We start from the raw sequence: 14,446 nt of genomic DNA on the forward strand, positions 1-14,446 counted from the left end.
GTTGCGGAAATACTCCAGCTCGTCCAGCGTATCGATGCGGCAGGTCAAGGGAACGACGGCCTTGCTGGCGCCATCGGACCCGCGGATCTCGACCGCGAGCTTCTGGCGCGGCACCAGCCCGCTCTCGATACCGCGCAGGGACGGCACGACGGCAGTCATGTCGAGGTGCAGGGACTCCGTGAGCACGGGATCCGGGGTATCGGCGGTGCGCCACATGCCCTGGGCTTCGGCATAGGCCTTGACCAACGCGACGCGGGCGGGATCGCGGCCGGTGGTGGTGAGATAGTCGATCGTTCGCTGGTCGATCGAGAAAAAGCCGCAGGTCGCGCCATATTCCGGCGCCATACTGCCGACCGTGGCATGGTCCGCCACGGTCATGTCGTCGAGCCCCGGGCCGTAGAACTCGACGAATTTGCCGATCACCCAGCGCTTGCGCAGCAGCTGCGTCATCGTCAGCACGAGATCGGTTGCCGTGACGCCCTCCTTGAGCCGGCCGGTGAGCCCGAACCCGACGACTTGCGGCAGCAGCATCGAAATTTGTTGGCCCAGCATGACGGCCTCGATACCGCCGACGCCCCATCCGAGTACGGCCAGGCCGTTGACCATCGTGGTGTGCGAATCCGTGCCGACCAGCGTATCGGGATAGGCCAGTTCATTCCCGACGTCTTCCGCCGGGCCGGTCCAGATCGTCTGAGCCAGGAATTCCGGATTGACCTGATGGCAGATACCGGTCCCTGGAGGGACCACCCGGAAATTCGAGAATGCGCCCTGCCCCCATTTCAGGAAGCGATATCGCTCTCCATTGCGCTGGTGGCGGGCGTCGAAGCTGTTGAGATACTGCTTCATTCAATTTCCCCTTCGCTGGAATCGTGCGCGTCTCACCGATCTGAAGCCGGTCTATTTCTCCGATGTTGCGAAGGGATCGAGACCCGCTTTTTTCAGTGCCGGAGCAGCTGCCGCTGAAGCGAGGAAGGCAATGAGAGCCCTTCCGGCTTCCGGCTGACTGGCACTGGAGGCTATGCCTGCAGAAAAGATCGTGATTTTTTGGACTTCCGGCGGGAGCGGCCCGACTAGGTCGGCTCCAGCGATCGGCAACAGTTCACTGATCTGCTGAAGGCCGAGTTCGGCATCACCGCGCGCAACAACATTCGCGACCGGCTCAGCCGGAATCATCTTGGCTTTGTCCTTCATCTCGGCAGCAATCCCGAGGCGCTTGAACAGCTCAGTGCCCACATAGACACCGCTGGCGCTATCTGAGTATGCAACTGACTTCGCGTTCAACAGTGCCTGTTTCAGTGCGTCAGGCGTTCGGATGTCAGGCTTCGACGCCCCGGCGCGTACCGCGATCCCGATCGGCGAGCGTACCAGGTCGACACGGCTGCTTTTGACTGCCTTGCCTTGCTCGATCATCTCGGCAAGCGCATCGCCGACCATGATGAGCACGTCCGCGGTTTCCCCGCGCGCCAGTCGCACCGGGATGGCGTTCTCCGTCGTGCCCATCGAGGGGCCGTAGGCCGTGATGACCGTGTTTCCCGTCTCGCGTTCGAATTGCGTTACGAGTACCTTATAAGGTGCCGCCAAACCTCCAGAGATCATGACCCTGACCTCGGACGCCTCAGCGGTTCCCGCCGCAGCCGCCAAGACAATCAGCAAGCTCAGCGCAATTAGCCTGCGCACGACGATCGTCACGCTCATCGGCAACTTCCTTCAATGCATAGATTCAGGGACTGTCGTGGCTCGATGGCGATCGACGCCATCGAGCAATTGGTCTTCACGCGCCTATCACCGTCTCCGCCGAATTGGCACCGGACAGCGAGCGTTGTTCTTGCGGCCGATAAACCAAGTACGTGCCGGCCAGACCACAAAGCGCTGCCGCACTCATCCAGTATCCCGGCGAAGCATTGTCACCAGTCACAGCAATCAGCCACGTGCAAATCGCCGCGGTAAACCCGCCGAACGTCGTCGCCAAGCTATATGCGAGGGAGAATCCCGACGTTCGAACCCCAACCGGCATGACTTCGGTCAGTGCGACGATCATCGCGCCGTTGTAGCTGGCGTAGATGAAAGACAACCAAAGCAAGACCGTCAGCATCTTCGGGAAGCTCGGGCTTGCGGCGAGCCAGGAAAGCGCGGGATAGGCCGTCAGAAATGCCAAGGTCGAAAAGGCGATGAGGATCGGCCGACGACCGATCCGATCGGACAACGCGCCCATGATGGGAAGCCAGATGAAATTCGAAATTCCCACGCAAATCGTGACGATCAGGCCATCGGCCGCCGACAGCTTGAGGACCGATTTGCCGAACGTCGGTGTGTAGACGGTGATGAGGTAGAACGACACCGTGGTCATGATCACCATCATCATTCCGGCAAGCACAATGCCCCAGTTTGCGAGGATTGAGCGATAGATCTCGCGGGGTGTCGGATGATGCTTCCGCGCCAGGAATTCATCGGTTTCCTGCAGCGAGCGTCGAATGAAAAATACGAAAGGAACGATCAGGCAGCCGATGAAGAACGGAATACGCCAGCCCCAGCCGTCAAGTTGTGCCGGCGCAAGCCATGCATTGAGAGCGAAACCCAGCGAGGCCGAGACGATGATCGCAACCTGTTGACTAGCCGATTGCCAGCTCGCGTAAAAACCCTTCTTTCCCGGTGTGGCCATTTCCGAGAGATAGACAGAAACGCCACCAAGCTCGACGCCAGCCGAGAAGCCTTGCAGCAGCCGTCCAATCAAAACGAGGATTGGTGCCAATATGCCAATGGTCGCGTAACTTGGCACGAATGCGATGAGCACTGTCCCAGCAGCCATGATGGATAATGTAACGATCAGGCCTTGGCGACGGCCGATGCGATCAACGTAGGCGCCGAGGATGATGGCGCCGAGCGGACGCATCAGAAATCCCGCGCCAAACGCCACAAAGGTCAGCAGCAATGACGCGTATTCGTTTTCCAGCGGGAAGAATGCCTTGGCGATGTACGATGCGTAGACGCCCGACAGAAAGAAGTCGAACATCTCGAGAAAGTTGCCGCTGGTGACGCGCAGCACCATGCCGAGCTTGGATTGTCCGGTGGTAGCCGTCATGCCGTCCTCCCTTTGTTTATAATTTTTTGTCTTGTCCACCCGTCTGGCAGGTGTTGCGAACTTGACCGCGGCCGGGTTGACCGATGCGCGAGGCGCTGTCGTTCAAGCTGCGATGGTCGCTCACCGTATATCAGCTGGCTGTCACCAACCTGTCACTTCCGCACGTTGCGACCAAATCCGGTCGAAGCCGGGGTTCGGCACGGCGGCTAACGGTCGACCTGATATCATGCGGATGCACAACCGCCCCACTCAGCGATCGAGCGGTACGTCAGGCGGCATAGATCGAGGGCTTCTCGTGGATGCTATTTCGTTTGAAATCCCAACCCCTGGATTTCTATCGATCCTGCAATGCGCGGCGCCACTCTTTTAGAAAGCTAGCTCGCTTCGATTGATCGAGATAGGTGAGCAATTCCGGACCAATATGGATTGGCTTGACAGCATCGATGCGATCGGCCGGTATCACGCCGTCTGCGCCGAGACCGAGGCGTACGGGACCGACTGACCGGCCCAGGAGAAATTTCTGGCCGCGTTCCGAAAGCAAGTAATCAAGAAACAGTTTTGCAGATTCCGGATGCCGCGCTGTGACGGGTATGAACGCGATGCGCGACATCAAAGTGATGTAGTCGGCAGGAAACACTATTCCGATAGAGGCATCTTCCTTGGCCCGTTCGATCGCGTAGGACCCTATCATATTGTAGGCGATCAGATGCTCGCCAGACGAAATCCGATCAAGCACCGTCCCGGTGGTCGAATAGAGCTTGATACCGGCGCCGCCAAACGCGCGGATCATGTCCCACGTGGTCCTGGTGATCTGGGCATCGCGCGTGATGAACAGGAATCCGGTCCCGCTCTGCTCCGGATCATAGGATGCGATCTTGCCTCGATATGTGTCAGGCTTTCGGCTTAGAAGGCTCTTCAGATCCGCGCGGGTTCGGGGGACATCGGACTCCGCAACGAGCTTCTTGTTGTAAACTATGACAATCGGCTCTGCCGTGATCGCATAGGCTTCGTTCTTCCAGATTGCCCAATCGGGGATATGGGCAATCTCCTTCGACACATAGGTTTGAGCATAGCCGTCGTTGACGAGCTTGATCTGCAGATCCATCGCGGAGCTCCAGATAATGTCTCCGGGCGCTGCGCTGGAGCTCGAGGGATCCACGATCTGGTTGTAGATGTCGTTCGAATTGATCTTCGTATGGACGATCTCGATGTCCGGATGACGTGCCCGGAAATCGGCAAGCAAGTCGGCGACGTCCGCGTCCTGGGTGGTCGATACGATGTTGAGTTGCTCTCGGGCTCCGGCGCTAGTGGACGCTTGCCCGTCGGGAGGGCTTACCTGCGCCTGTTCCGACATGGCAGGCCACGCCAGCAAGATTCCAACGCACAGGACCAAGGCTTTCGTAGCCTTCATCGACACGTTTCCTCATCCAGGCGCCGCGGTACGGCTTCAGTTTGTCAGGATTGCAACCCTCTGCTACGGCGGTGCGAAATCCGGCCTCAGCTTGGGCTTTCACTATCGCGGTTGGCAAGAGGAAAGCTGACGGAGACCCGCAGGCCCCGACCTTCCGGGCCGGGCGCAAGCACGATTTGAGCCCCGAGACGATCCGACAACGCTTTCACGATAGCCAGTCCAAGGCCGCTGCCCTCGGGGCCGTTCGCCGTGGGAATCCGATAAAAGCGCTCGAAGACGCGGGCCAGATGGGCCTCCGGTATTCCCGGACCGGTATCCTCGACTTCAATTCGCGCGGCAGCAGCATCAACAACCACGCGAACGAGGATCATCCCCCCCGGGCGGTTGTAGCGGATGGCATTGTCGATCAGGTTCGCCAGCAATTCGCCGATCAGGACGCTATTGCCGGCGATGACCGCGGGACCGTCAAATCGATCGAACTGGACGTCGATATCGCGTGCGAAAGCTTGTGGCGTACGCTCCGACAGGACATTGAAGGCGACCTCGTTCAGGTCAACGTCCTCCGGGGCCGGTTGCGCAATGTTCTGCTCGTCGGCCCGAGCCAGTGTCACCAGTTGCCTGAGCAGCCGTTCAAGGCGGTTGATCGCGCTATCGACCTCGTTAAGGGCAGATTGGCCCGCCGGCGTCTCCGACCCAAGGCGTCGCACCAGATCGAGATGCGTCCTCAATATCGCCAATGGCGTGCGCATCTGATGCGAAGCATCGGCGGTAAATCGGCGCACCAGCTCAATCGCCAGATCCAGCCGCTGCAGCAGCGAATTTACCGCGGACGCCGGTGCAAAAGCTTCCTGCGGCACCCGGGAAAGGTCGAGCGGACTGAGGTTTGGACCGCCCTGAATACCGCGCGCGTCGATTTGTTGCTTGAGTTCGCCAAGCGGCCTCAGGCCTCGATCGACCGCATACCAGCCGAGGCAACCGATCAGTCCAATCAATCCGATCTCGAGCACCGCCAGTCCGATCAGCATTTCACGTTCCACGACGCGGCGCGCCTGCAGCGTTTCGGCGACTGCGACGAGGACAAGCCCTGGCCTGCCGTAAACCTGCCGCGCCTGCGCACCGATACGAACCGTCTTGCCGCGGTACGCGCCGTCGTGATGGCCGGTTTCGCCGGCCTTCAATCGATCGAAGCCGGACAGCGGAAGATCCTTATAGCCAGTGATCAATTCGCCAAGGTAAGTCACGCTATAATAGATGCTGTCATGCGACTGGCTTTCCAGCATGCCGAGCGCAACCTGCGGCAAATCGACGGTCAGTTCGCCATCTTCCACGCCGACGCGCTCGGCGATCGCGAGAACCGACCCATCGAGCAACCGGTCATGGACTGTCTGGACAACCCGCTGGATCAGCAACATGCCGCCGATTCCAAGCACCATCGCCAGCACGATGGCGGGCGCCACGAGATTGGTGAGGAGCGTTCGCCTCAACGACGGCCGCCAGGTGGCGATCACTATACCTCCAGCAGATAGCCCAGCCCGCGGACGGTTCGGATCCGCGGCCCGGCGGGACCGAGTTTCTGGCGAACGCGACCAACATAGAGTTCCGCCGCGTTCGGCGCTACCGCCTCGTCGAAGCCAAACACCTCCGCGATCAGGCGCTCCTTGGATACGACTTTGCCGGCCCGGGTCATCAGCACTTCCAGCACGGCAAACTCGCGCCGTCGCAATTCAAGCGGCCGGCCGCTCAACGTAATCGTGCCCGCGGCGCGGTCGAACGCCAGCGGGCCACAGATCAAGGTCGGATTAGGAAGTCCCTGCCCCCTTCTCACGAGCGCACGGACGCGGGCATCGAATTCGGCGATATCAAACGGCTTGGAGAGATAATCGTCGGCGCCGAGATCGAGGCCGCTGACCTTGTCGCCGACCGCATAACGGGCAGTCAGGAGCATGACCGGAACGGTTGAGCCGGCTTGCCGTATCTCGTGCAGGACTCCGAATCCCGACACGTTCGGTAAGTTGATGTCCAGGATGACGAGGCTATAGGGCTCCAGCAACGCAGTCTGCGCCGCCGAAGCCCCGTCAGACTCGATATCGACTGCGAAGCCGGACAGCTTGAGCCGCTCGGCAAGACCCCGCGCCATGGCGGCATCGTCCTCGACAATCAGAATCCTCACCGAACAAGCCCTTGCGTTCGCACCAGCCGTGCGAAGGATACGTCACCGCGAGGTGCAGCATCGAGAACATTCGTCACGCTTGTCAAGCTGCAGAGTGGGATCGAAGCACCGACCACGCGGCGGATTACTCGAGAAGTGGTATTGGCTTAAGATCGTGCAAGCGGGATTGATCTTCGCCAAAGTCACAGTTCTTCGAGGCGACGCCACGCATGCAGCACGCGACGGCCATGCGAGCCGAACGCGAAGAAGCAACCGCCGCCAGCGGGCTGGTCATGCGCGCGATCAATCGCCAAACCGGAATAATGGCAGTATAAGAGAGTCCCAACGCCACCGTGGCCGACAAAGAGCACGTCGCCGGGCGTGTTACGCGCCAACACGTGCTCGACCTCGCCGACAATACGCAACTGGGCGTCAACCGCTCGTTCCCAGCCACGAACGCTGATGTGGGGTTGCGCGAAGAACTGATTGGCCATCGCCTCGAACTGGTCAGGGACGAGGAAGCCTGTGGCCGATCGGTCGTTCTCGTGCATCGCCTCGCGCACTTCTACCTCGACGCCCAGCTTTGCGGCAATGATCTCAGCGGTCTCGATCGCCTTTCGCTCTGCGCTGGAGACGACCTGCGTGGTACCTGACAGCCCTCCCGCGACCGTGAGGGCTTTCGTACGCGCTTTCCCGACCTCGCTAAGTCCCCAGCACGGAACGGGAATCGAGGGATCGATACTCACCTGAGGATGGGTCAGATAGCGTACGACATTCGTCATGATTGAATGATGACACCGTCAGAGCAACTTGCAATCGGCATTGTATCGCTCCCATCAACGGTTTGCGCCGCAACCCGCATGCCGGAGGCGTCGAAGACGTGTATGTCGGGAGCCGCCGCAACCAGCGTCACCGTCTCGCCTCGCGACGGCGTCAGTCGGCCGCGGACCTCTGCAACGAACATCCTGCCGTCGGCGCGGCGCAAATAGGCGAACGACGCCTCGCCAAGCCGTTCGACGAGCTCGACGATGCCTTCCGCGGCGAAGGGGCCGTCCACGCCTCGGACAAGATGCTCCGGACGAACTCCGAGCGTCAGCGCATCGCCGGCCTTCAGCGATGCCGCCGGCAGTTCGAGGTCGGCAAACCCGGCACCGGCGACACGCGCGCGTCCGTCCTCGATGCTTTCGACCTTTGCATCGAAGAAATTCATTGCGGGCGAGCCGATAAAGCCGGCGACGAACAGGTTAGCGGGTTCATAGTAGAGGTCGAGCGGCTTGCCTACCTGCTCGATGCGACCCTTGTTCATCACGACGATACGGTCGGCGAGCGTCATCGCCTCGACCTGATCGTGCGTCACATAGACGATGGTGGCTTTCAACACTCTGTGCAGGTTGGCAATCTCGACGCGGGTGGAGACGCGCAGCGCCGCATCCAGATTGGAGAGCGGTTCGTCGAACAGGAAGACGGCGGGTTCGCGGACGATCGCGCGTCCGATCGCGACGCGCTGACGCTGGCCGCCAGAGAGATCGCGCGGATAGCGATCGAGCAGGTCTACGAGCCGCAGCATGCGGGCGGCTTCCGTGACGCGCCGCTCGCGTTCGGCCGGCGCCACGCCGGTAAATTTCAGACCGAACGTCATGTTCTTGCGCACGTTCATGTGCGGATAGAGTGCGTAGGACTGGAACACCATCGCGATGCCGCGCGCCGCAGGTGCGAGCGTATTGACGGGCCTCTCTGCGATATAGATGTCGCCGCTCGAGACTCCATCCAGCCCGGCGATCATGCGCAGAAGCGTCGACTTGCCACAGCCCGATGGGCCGACGAGCACGACGAACTCACCGTCCTCGATGCCCAGGTTGATGTCGTTGAGCACCGTCGCCGCGCCATAGCGCTTGTTGAGATGCTCGATGCGCAGATTGGCCATTCAAAAACCTATTTGACTGCACCTGAGGTGAGGCCTGCGATGAGTTGGCGCGAGAGGATCACGTAGATGATGACGACCGGCAGGATCGCCATTGACAGCGCCGCCAGCACGGAATTCCAGTCGGTGATGTATTGGCCAAGAAACTGCTGCACGCCAAGCGTGACCGTATGCGTCGAGTCGCTCGAGGTCAGGATCAGCGGAAACCAGAGATCGTTCCAGATCGGCACGATGGTGAAGACGGCGACGGTCGCGATCGCGGGGCGCAGCAGAGGCGCGACCACTTCGAAGAAGATGCGGGTTTCCGGCACGCCGTCGCAACGCGCGGCGTCGCGCAAGTCCCTGGGGATCTGCTGGATAAACTCGCTCAATATGAAAATCGACATCGGCAGGCCTTGCGCAACGTAGACAAGGATCAAGGCGGTCAGCGTGTCGTTCAGGCCCGCAGACCGCATCATGTTGAGGATCGCGACAGAGCCAAGCCGGATCGGCACCATGATGCCGATGGACAGGAACAGTGCGAGCGCCGTCGAACCGCGAAAGCGGTATTCGGTCAGGGCCCAGGCTGCCATCGCGCCAAACAGCAGCACGAGCGCCATGCTGACGATGGTCACGATCAGCGAATTCGAATAGTAGGTCAGGATATGAGAGGAGCGAAAAACTTTCTCATAACCGACAAGGCTGAAGGTCGAAGCGTCGGGCGGCGCGAGCGGGCTGCCGAAGATGGCGCTGCGCACCTTGAACGAATTCATCACGACCAGCAGGATTGGACCGACCGCCAGCAGGCTGTAGGCGATCAGGACGAGATGGACACCGAGGCTCCTTGCGCGCTGCTCCGCCGTCATACCGCTCCCCCTCAAACGTAACGGCGGATGCGCCGCTGCACGAGGAAGAGATAGAGGCAGAGGCCGACCAGGATGATGAAGAACATGACGGTCGCGACCGCGGAGCCCATCGTCGGATTGCCGAGCTGGAGCTGGTTACCGAAGAAGGTCCGGTAGAAAAACGTGCCGAGAATGTCGGTTGCGAAATTCGGCCCCGCAAGCGCGCCCTTGACCGAATAGATCAGATCGAAAGCGTTGAAGTTGGCAACGAAGGTCAAGACCGAGACCAGGCTGATCGTCGGCAGGACGAGCGGAAGCTTGATGTGAAAGAAGATGCGGAATTGTCCGAGCCCGTCGACGCGTGCCGCGTCGATCAGCTCTTCGGGGATGTTGAGCAGCGCGGCATAGATCAACATCATCGGAATGCCGACGAATTGCCAGACCGAAATGAGCGACAGGGTTACGAGCGCGCTCGATTCGAGCCCCAGCCAGGGCGCGAACAGTGAGCCCAACCCCACGGACTTCAAGGCGCCGGCAGCCACGCCCCAGAGCGGAGACAGGATCAGGTTCCAGGAGAAGCCGACGATGACAACCGAGAGCATCGTCGGCAAGAACATGACGGTGCGATAAAGGCCCTTGAGCCTCAAGCCCGGCAGGCTGAGTAATCCCGCGAGCGCGATACCGATCGGATTCTGCATACACATATGCACGGCAAAGAATATCAGATTGTTGCCGAGGGCATTCCAGAACGGCTTCGACCAGAGCGCATCACCGAGCAGCGTCTCGAAATTGGCAAGCCCGACGAAAAACCGGGCTCCAGACGGGTCGCTCGTGTAGGTGGAGAGCGCCATCGTCGCGACGAGAGGATAGATCGAGAACAGGGTGTAGATCACGACCGCCGGCCCGAGAAAGAACAGCAGAAGGCCCGCCAGTTTGGCGCGAGGCATCTGGGCCGTGATGTTCGAGACCGATTCAGCCATGACGGAAAGAGGTTAAACCTGCCGTGCGTTGTCGTCCCTCTCCGCGCTTGCGGCTGCTGCCGTCTTGTTAGCGGAGTGTGCAGCGACTGTCGAATGAAACAAGGACAGTCCCTCTCCCCGCGAAAGCGGGAAGAGGGAGCGACGTCACTTGGCGGGCTTGTACCACTTGTCGAGGCCGTCCTGGAGCTGCTTGCCGGCAGCATCGGGCGTCAGCTTGCCGTTGACGACCTGCGCGGACACGTTCCAGAGCTCGTTTTCCAGATTCGGCGTACCGCGCGACAGGATTTGATACGAGTTGCGGATCGTGGACTTGCAGGTCTGGCGCCATCCGACCATCGTTGCGGCGACGTCGTCGTCGACCTTCACCGCAGTCTTGGCGAGCGGGAAGAAGCCGGGAAGCGCGTTGGCATAGATCGTTGCGAATTCCGGCGTCGTCAGCCATTCCAGGAACTTCTTTGCGTCTTCCTTGTTCTTCGACGCTGCGTTGACGCCCATCGCGATGTCGGTGTGATCGGAAATGTAGCACTCCGTCGTGCCGGCCGGCTGCGGCGGCGGGAATGCACCCATGGCGAATTTCGCCTGGCCGCGGAAGGTCGAGATATCCCACGAGCCAGCCGCATAGATCGCGCCCTTGCCGAGAGAAAACAGGTTCTGGCTATCGGCGTAGGTCTGCGCCTGAAAGCCTGACCCGAGATACGGCGCCCAGCTTGCGATCTCCTTGAACGCCGCGACATATTGCGGATCAGTGAGTTTTTCCTTGCCCGCAATCAGATTGGCGCGGCCGACTTCGCCCTTCCAATAGTCGGGGCCGACGTTCTGGAATCCCATGGTTGCGGCCTCCCACTGGTCAGCCGTGCCCATCACCAGCGGGACATAGGTCCCGTCCTTCTTGAATTTCTCAAGCACGGCGTGGAATTCATCGAGCGTCTTTGGCTCGGACACGCCGAGTTTGGCGAACGCTTCCTTGTTGTAGATAAATCCAGCGATGACCGAAGCCATCGGAACACAGAAGGTGGTCTTGCCGTCGTCGGTTTGCCACGCCGCCTTCGCGACATCAGAGAAATTGTCCATACCCTTGAGGCCGTCGACTGCGTCGAGCTGATGCTTTTGATAGAGCGCGAGCGAGGCGTCGAACGGACGGCACGTAATGAGGTCGCCGGCGGTACCGCCGTCAAGTCGCGCGTTCAGGGCGGCGTTGTATTCCTTGGGCGCCGAAGGCGCGAATTCGATCTTGATGTCGGGATAATGCTTGTTGAAGGCGGGGATGATCTTCGAGTTCCAGATGTCAGCATCGTCATTGCGCCAGCTCTCGATCTTCAACGAGCCTGCCTGGGCCGACGCAAGCCCCGCAAGCAACGCCAACGCGGCAAGCTCAGCTCCCGTTGCAGCCTTGAATGTCCGTCTCATGCTACGCTCCCTTGTTCGGGCCTTCGCCCTTGATCCCGTTGGCTGTTGCGCGTGCGCGGCTCAACGCGTCGTCTATCCGGCCTTCTGCAGCAGCGAGCCACGCGACGGCTTCGCTCATGCTGCCGATACCGCAGGCAATCAGGATGGCCGGCTTGACCTCGCCGTGGGCTTCGCGCAGCGCCGCTTCCGCTTCGGCATCGCTGATGCCGGCGATTGTTGCGACGATCCCGCGCGCCCGCTCGCGCAATTTCGCATTGTCGGACTTCAGATTGACCATCAGGCCCTGATGGATGTGACCAAGCTCGAACCCCATCAATGACGAGAGCATGCCTAGCGCGGCCTTTTGCGCAGCTCCGGCCGCGAGCCGTGTCGAACCGCGCAACGCCTCCTCTCCGCTCTCGAGCAAGATCGAGGCGTCGGCACCGACGAGCAAGGGCGAGCCCGGACGGTGCGCGATGCCGATCACGTAGGCGCCGCGGCGGCGCGCCTCTGCGGCCGCGGCCACCGTGAACGGCGTCGAGCCGCTCGCCGATACGGCGATCACGGCATCACGAGAGAGATCACCGAGCCCGGTTATCGCGTGCTCGCCGGCTGCGGCATCGTCCTCCGCGGCACCATCGATGCGGAACGGCTCGGTGGTCCCGCCGGGCAGAACAATCGCGATGCGGTTCTCATCAAGGCCGAACGTGCCGGGAAGCTCGGCTGCATCTTCAGCCGCTGTAAGACCGGAAGAGCCCGCGCCCGCATAGATCAGCCGTCCGCCTGCTCGCCAAATCACAGCGAGGCGAAGCGCGGCGGCGCGGATGTCTCCGGAGGCAGCCGCGACCGACGCGATCGCTCGGCCGTAGGACGCGAGCAATGCCTTCACGAACATCGCCTCGCCGCCCATTCCGACGCCGGTGCCACGCCACCTCTCTCCGTCCGTCCCCGAGTTCGGCAGTCCTGACATCGTGAATACCAATGGTACAGACCTCTTGTATTTGTTTTAGCCGCGTGACATACCACTTGTCTAGATGCGTTAAGGAATTTTTTAGGAGGCTCCTTGGCGACGGCCCAATTCTTCCTCGGTGTGGACGGCGGCGCGACCCGGTGTCGCGCGAGACTGCGGGATTCCTCAGGCCGCGAGCTCGGGCGCGGCGTCGGGCCGGCTTCCAACATCTATCTCGATTTCGACGAAGCCATGCGGGTCGTCCGTGAAACGATCGAGTCCGCCATCGCGGCCGGCGCAGCACGGCAGGAGATCGCAGTCGGCCTCAGCCTTGCCGGGCTTTCGGACGACGAAGAAGCAGCGCGCGTCTCCGCCGCCCTGCCCGGCTTTGCGCGCATCGTCGCCGTCAATGATGCCGTCGCCGCCTGCGTCGGTGCCAATGGCCTCGGCGACGGCGGCCTGATCATCGCGGGCACCGGCTCGGCGGGCATCGCTCGCGTGGGAGCTCGAACGACTATCATCGGCGGACGCGGGTTCTGGCTTGGCGACGACGGATCTGCTGCACGCCTTGGCGAGTCGGCGTTGCGCGCGACGCTGCGTGCGATCGATGGCCTCGAGCCGATGAGCGGCCTGGCGCAAGCGCTCGGGCGACATTTCGATGGCGATCCCTTGCGGATGAGCCGCTGGGCAGCGGACGCGAGGCCCAGCGACTACGGCGCCTTCGCACCCCAGATCCTGGACGTCGCCAGGTCCGGAGATATGCGCGCGCGCGAAATTGTCGGCGAAGCAGCCGGGGCGATAGCGGCACTTGCGAACGCGCTGAATGCACTCGGCGCCGAGCGCATTGCACTTGCCGGCGGCTTCGGTGAGCCCTTGCGCCCATTTTTGCCCCCTGATGTGGCCAAGCGCCTCGCCCTGCCACAGCGCGACGCAGTCGACGGCGCAATCCTGCTCGCCGGCGGAACGCTCGCGGAGGACGCTGCATGTCCCTGACGGTCGAAACCGCGCCCGGCCAGAAGCTCTATCGTGCCGTGGTCGACGCGCTTCGGCGCGAGATCGAAACCGGTCGCTTCGCGGAGACGCAATTGCTTCCGGCCGAGCGGGTCTTGTGCGAGCTGCTCGAGGTATCGCGCACCACGCTGCGCAAGGCGATTGCCGATCTGATCGCCGAGGGAGTGCTGTTTCACCGCCATGGCGCCGGTACCTTCATTCATCGCGCAACGCCGCGCGTCGAACAGCCCTCGTCGCGCCTGACGAGCTTCACGGAAGATATGCGGCTCCGCGGATTGGAGGCGAGCTCGCGCGAACTCGAGCGCGGCGTATTCCTGCCGACGCCGGAAGAGTCCATGATGCTTGGCGTGCGGCCGAACGAACGCGTGTTCCGGCTCGGCCGCCTGCGCCTGGCCGACGGTTCGCCCATGGCGATCGAGCGCGCCGCCGTGCCTATACGCTTTCTTCCTGAACAGGATTCGGTCGCCGGCTCGCTTTACGAAGCGCTCTCCGCGCGAGGCTTTAGGCCTGCCCGGGGCTTGCAGCGCCTGCGTGCGACCCTCGTCGATCATGCGGATGCGGAACTGCTCGGCGTCGCACCGGACAGCCCGGCGCTCTATATCCAGCGCATCGCCTATCTTGCCGACGGATCCTGCGTCGAATTCACGAAGTCCTGGTACCGGGCGGACGCCTATGACTTCGTCTCCGAACTCACGCTGTCGCCACCGGCCCGAAAGGCGCACCGATGACGACCTGC

13 protein-coding genes and 1 pseudogene are annotated in these 14,446 nt (G+C 61.6%); 2 read left to right on the forward strand and 12 right to left on the reverse strand.

Annotation, left to right across the window (positions count from 1 at the left end; genetic code table 11):
* Nucleotides 1-63 precede the first annotated feature (63 nt).
* The 12 genes and pseudogenes from AC0L2O_RS12175 to AC0L2O_RS12230 all read right to left on the reverse strand — a co-directional run.
* A pseudogene (locus AC0L2O_RS12175) lies at nt 64-837 on the reverse strand (aconitase family protein); the annotation flags it as partial.
* 60 nt (nt 838-897) lie between these two features.
* A complete protein-coding gene (locus AC0L2O_RS12180; protein WP_473369876.1) occupies nt 898-1,695 on the reverse strand; it encodes a substrate-binding domain-containing protein in 798 nt (265 codons plus the stop codon).
* A 76-nt stretch (nt 1,696-1,771) separates the two neighbouring features.
* Complete coding sequence (tcuC, locus tag AC0L2O_RS12185) at nt 1,772-3,079, reverse strand: MFS transporter (protein WP_369722174.1); 1,308 nt, start codon at nt 3,077-3,079, stop codon at nt 1,772-1,774.
* Between the two features lie 334 nt (nt 3,080-3,413).
* Nucleotides 3,414-4,490, reverse strand: a complete 1,077-nt coding sequence (locus AC0L2O_RS12190; RefSeq protein ID WP_473369877.1) for an ABC transporter substrate-binding protein — start codon at nt 4,488-4,490, stop codon at nt 3,414-3,416.
* Nucleotides 4,491-4,576: 86 nt separating this feature from the next.
* Nucleotides 4,577-5,998, reverse strand: coding sequence for a sensor histidine kinase (locus AC0L2O_RS12195; RefSeq protein ID WP_473369878.1), 1,422 nt, complete (start codon nt 5,996-5,998; stop codon nt 4,577-4,579).
* The gene (locus tag AC0L2O_RS12200; RefSeq protein ID WP_409192663.1) at nt 5,998-6,660 is read right to left on the reverse strand and encodes a response regulator; all 663 of its coding nucleotides are present in this window, start codon (nt 6,658-6,660) and stop codon (nt 5,998-6,000) included. Before AC0L2O_RS12200 ends, AC0L2O_RS12195 begins: the two co-directional genes overlap by 1 nt.
* Nucleotides 6,661-6,842: 182 nt before the next feature.
* Nucleotides 6,843-7,421: a histidine phosphatase family protein gene (locus AC0L2O_RS12205; RefSeq protein ID WP_473369879.1), complete on the reverse strand. Its 579-nt coding sequence runs from the start codon at nt 7,419-7,421 to the stop codon at nt 6,843-6,845.
* Nucleotides 7,418-8,563, reverse strand: coding sequence for an ABC transporter ATP-binding protein (locus tag AC0L2O_RS12210; RefSeq protein WP_473369880.1), 1,146 nt, complete (start codon nt 8,561-8,563; stop codon nt 7,418-7,420). Before AC0L2O_RS12210 ends, AC0L2O_RS12205 begins: the two co-directional genes overlap by 4 nt.
* A gap of 8 nt (nt 8,564-8,571) precedes the next feature.
* The gene (locus tag AC0L2O_RS12215; RefSeq protein WP_473369881.1) at nt 8,572-9,405 is read right to left on the reverse strand and encodes a carbohydrate ABC transporter permease; all 834 of its coding nucleotides are present in this window, start codon (nt 9,403-9,405) and stop codon (nt 8,572-8,574) included.
* An 11-nt stretch (nt 9,406-9,416) separates the two neighbouring features.
* On the reverse strand, nt 9,417-10,364 hold the full coding sequence (locus AC0L2O_RS12220; protein WP_473369882.1) for a carbohydrate ABC transporter permease: 948 nt from the start codon (nt 10,362-10,364) through the stop codon (nt 9,417-9,419).
* 144 nt (nt 10,365-10,508) lie between these two features.
* A complete protein-coding gene (locus AC0L2O_RS12225) occupies nt 10,509-11,771 on the reverse strand; it encodes an ABC transporter substrate-binding protein (RefSeq protein ID WP_473369883.1) in 1,263 nt (420 codons plus the stop codon).
* 1 nt (nt 11,772) lies between these two features.
* Nucleotides 11,773-12,720, reverse strand: a complete 948-nt coding sequence (locus AC0L2O_RS12230; RefSeq protein WP_409192657.1) for an N-acetylmuramic acid 6-phosphate etherase — start codon at nt 12,718-12,720, stop codon at nt 11,773-11,775.
* A 93-nt stretch (nt 12,721-12,813) separates the two neighbouring features.
* On the opposite strand from AC0L2O_RS12230, the gene AC0L2O_RS12235 reads away from it, so the two are divergent.
* Both AC0L2O_RS12235 and AC0L2O_RS12240 read left to right on the forward strand, forming a co-directional pair.
* The gene (locus AC0L2O_RS12235; protein WP_409192656.1) at nt 12,814-13,692 is read left to right on the forward strand and encodes a glucosamine kinase nucleotide-binding domain-containing protein; all 879 of its coding nucleotides are present in this window, start codon (nt 12,814-12,816) and stop codon (nt 13,690-13,692) included.
* A complete protein-coding gene (locus tag AC0L2O_RS12240; RefSeq protein ID WP_369722161.1) occupies nt 13,683-14,438 on the forward strand; it encodes a GntR family transcriptional regulator in 756 nt (251 codons plus the stop codon). Before AC0L2O_RS12235 ends, AC0L2O_RS12240 begins: the two co-directional genes overlap by 10 nt.
* Nucleotides 14,439-14,446: the final 8 nt, after the last annotated feature.

This window comes from Bradyrhizobium sp. Kon10, from assembly GCF_055807395.1.

What these genes read in the sequence shown, in the direction of transcription:
- AC0L2O_RS12180 (WP_473369876.1), bottom strand. Translation starts at nt 1,695, where the DNA reads ATGAGCGTGACGATCGTCGTGCGCAGGCTAATTGCGCTGAGCTTGCTG.
- tcuC (WP_369722174.1), bottom strand. Translation starts at nt 3,079, where the DNA reads ATGACGGCTACCACCGGACAATCCAAGCTCGGCATGGTGCTGCGCGTC.
- AC0L2O_RS12190 (WP_473369877.1), bottom strand. Translation starts at nt 4,490, where the DNA reads ATGAAGGCTACGAAAGCCTTGGTCCTGTGCGTTGGAATCTTGCTGGCG.
- AC0L2O_RS12205 (WP_473369879.1), bottom strand. Translation starts at nt 7,421, where the DNA reads ATGACGAATGTCGTACGCTATCTGACCCATCCTCAGGTGAGTATCGAT.
- AC0L2O_RS12210 (WP_473369880.1), bottom strand. Translation starts at nt 8,563, where the DNA reads ATGGCCAATCTGCGCATCGAGCATCTCAACAAGCGCTATGGCGCGGCG.
- AC0L2O_RS12215 (WP_473369881.1), bottom strand. Translation starts at nt 9,405, where the DNA reads ATGACGGCGGAGCAGCGCGCAAGGAGCCTCGGTGTCCATCTCGTCCTG.
- AC0L2O_RS12220 (WP_473369882.1), bottom strand. Translation starts at nt 10,364, where the DNA reads ATGGCTGAATCGGTCTCGAACATCACGGCCCAGATGCCTCGCGCCAAA.
- AC0L2O_RS12225 (WP_473369883.1), bottom strand. Translation starts at nt 11,771, where the DNA reads ATGAGACGGACATTCAAGGCTGCAACGGGAGCTGAGCTTGCCGCGTTG.
- AC0L2O_RS12230 (WP_409192657.1), bottom strand. Translation starts at nt 12,720, where the DNA reads ATGTCAGGACTGCCGAACTCGGGGACGGACGGAGAGAGGTGGCGTGGC.
- AC0L2O_RS12240 (WP_369722161.1), top strand. Translation starts at nt 13,683, where the DNA reads ATGTCCCTGACGGTCGAAACCGCGCCCGGCCAGAAGCTCTATCGTGCC.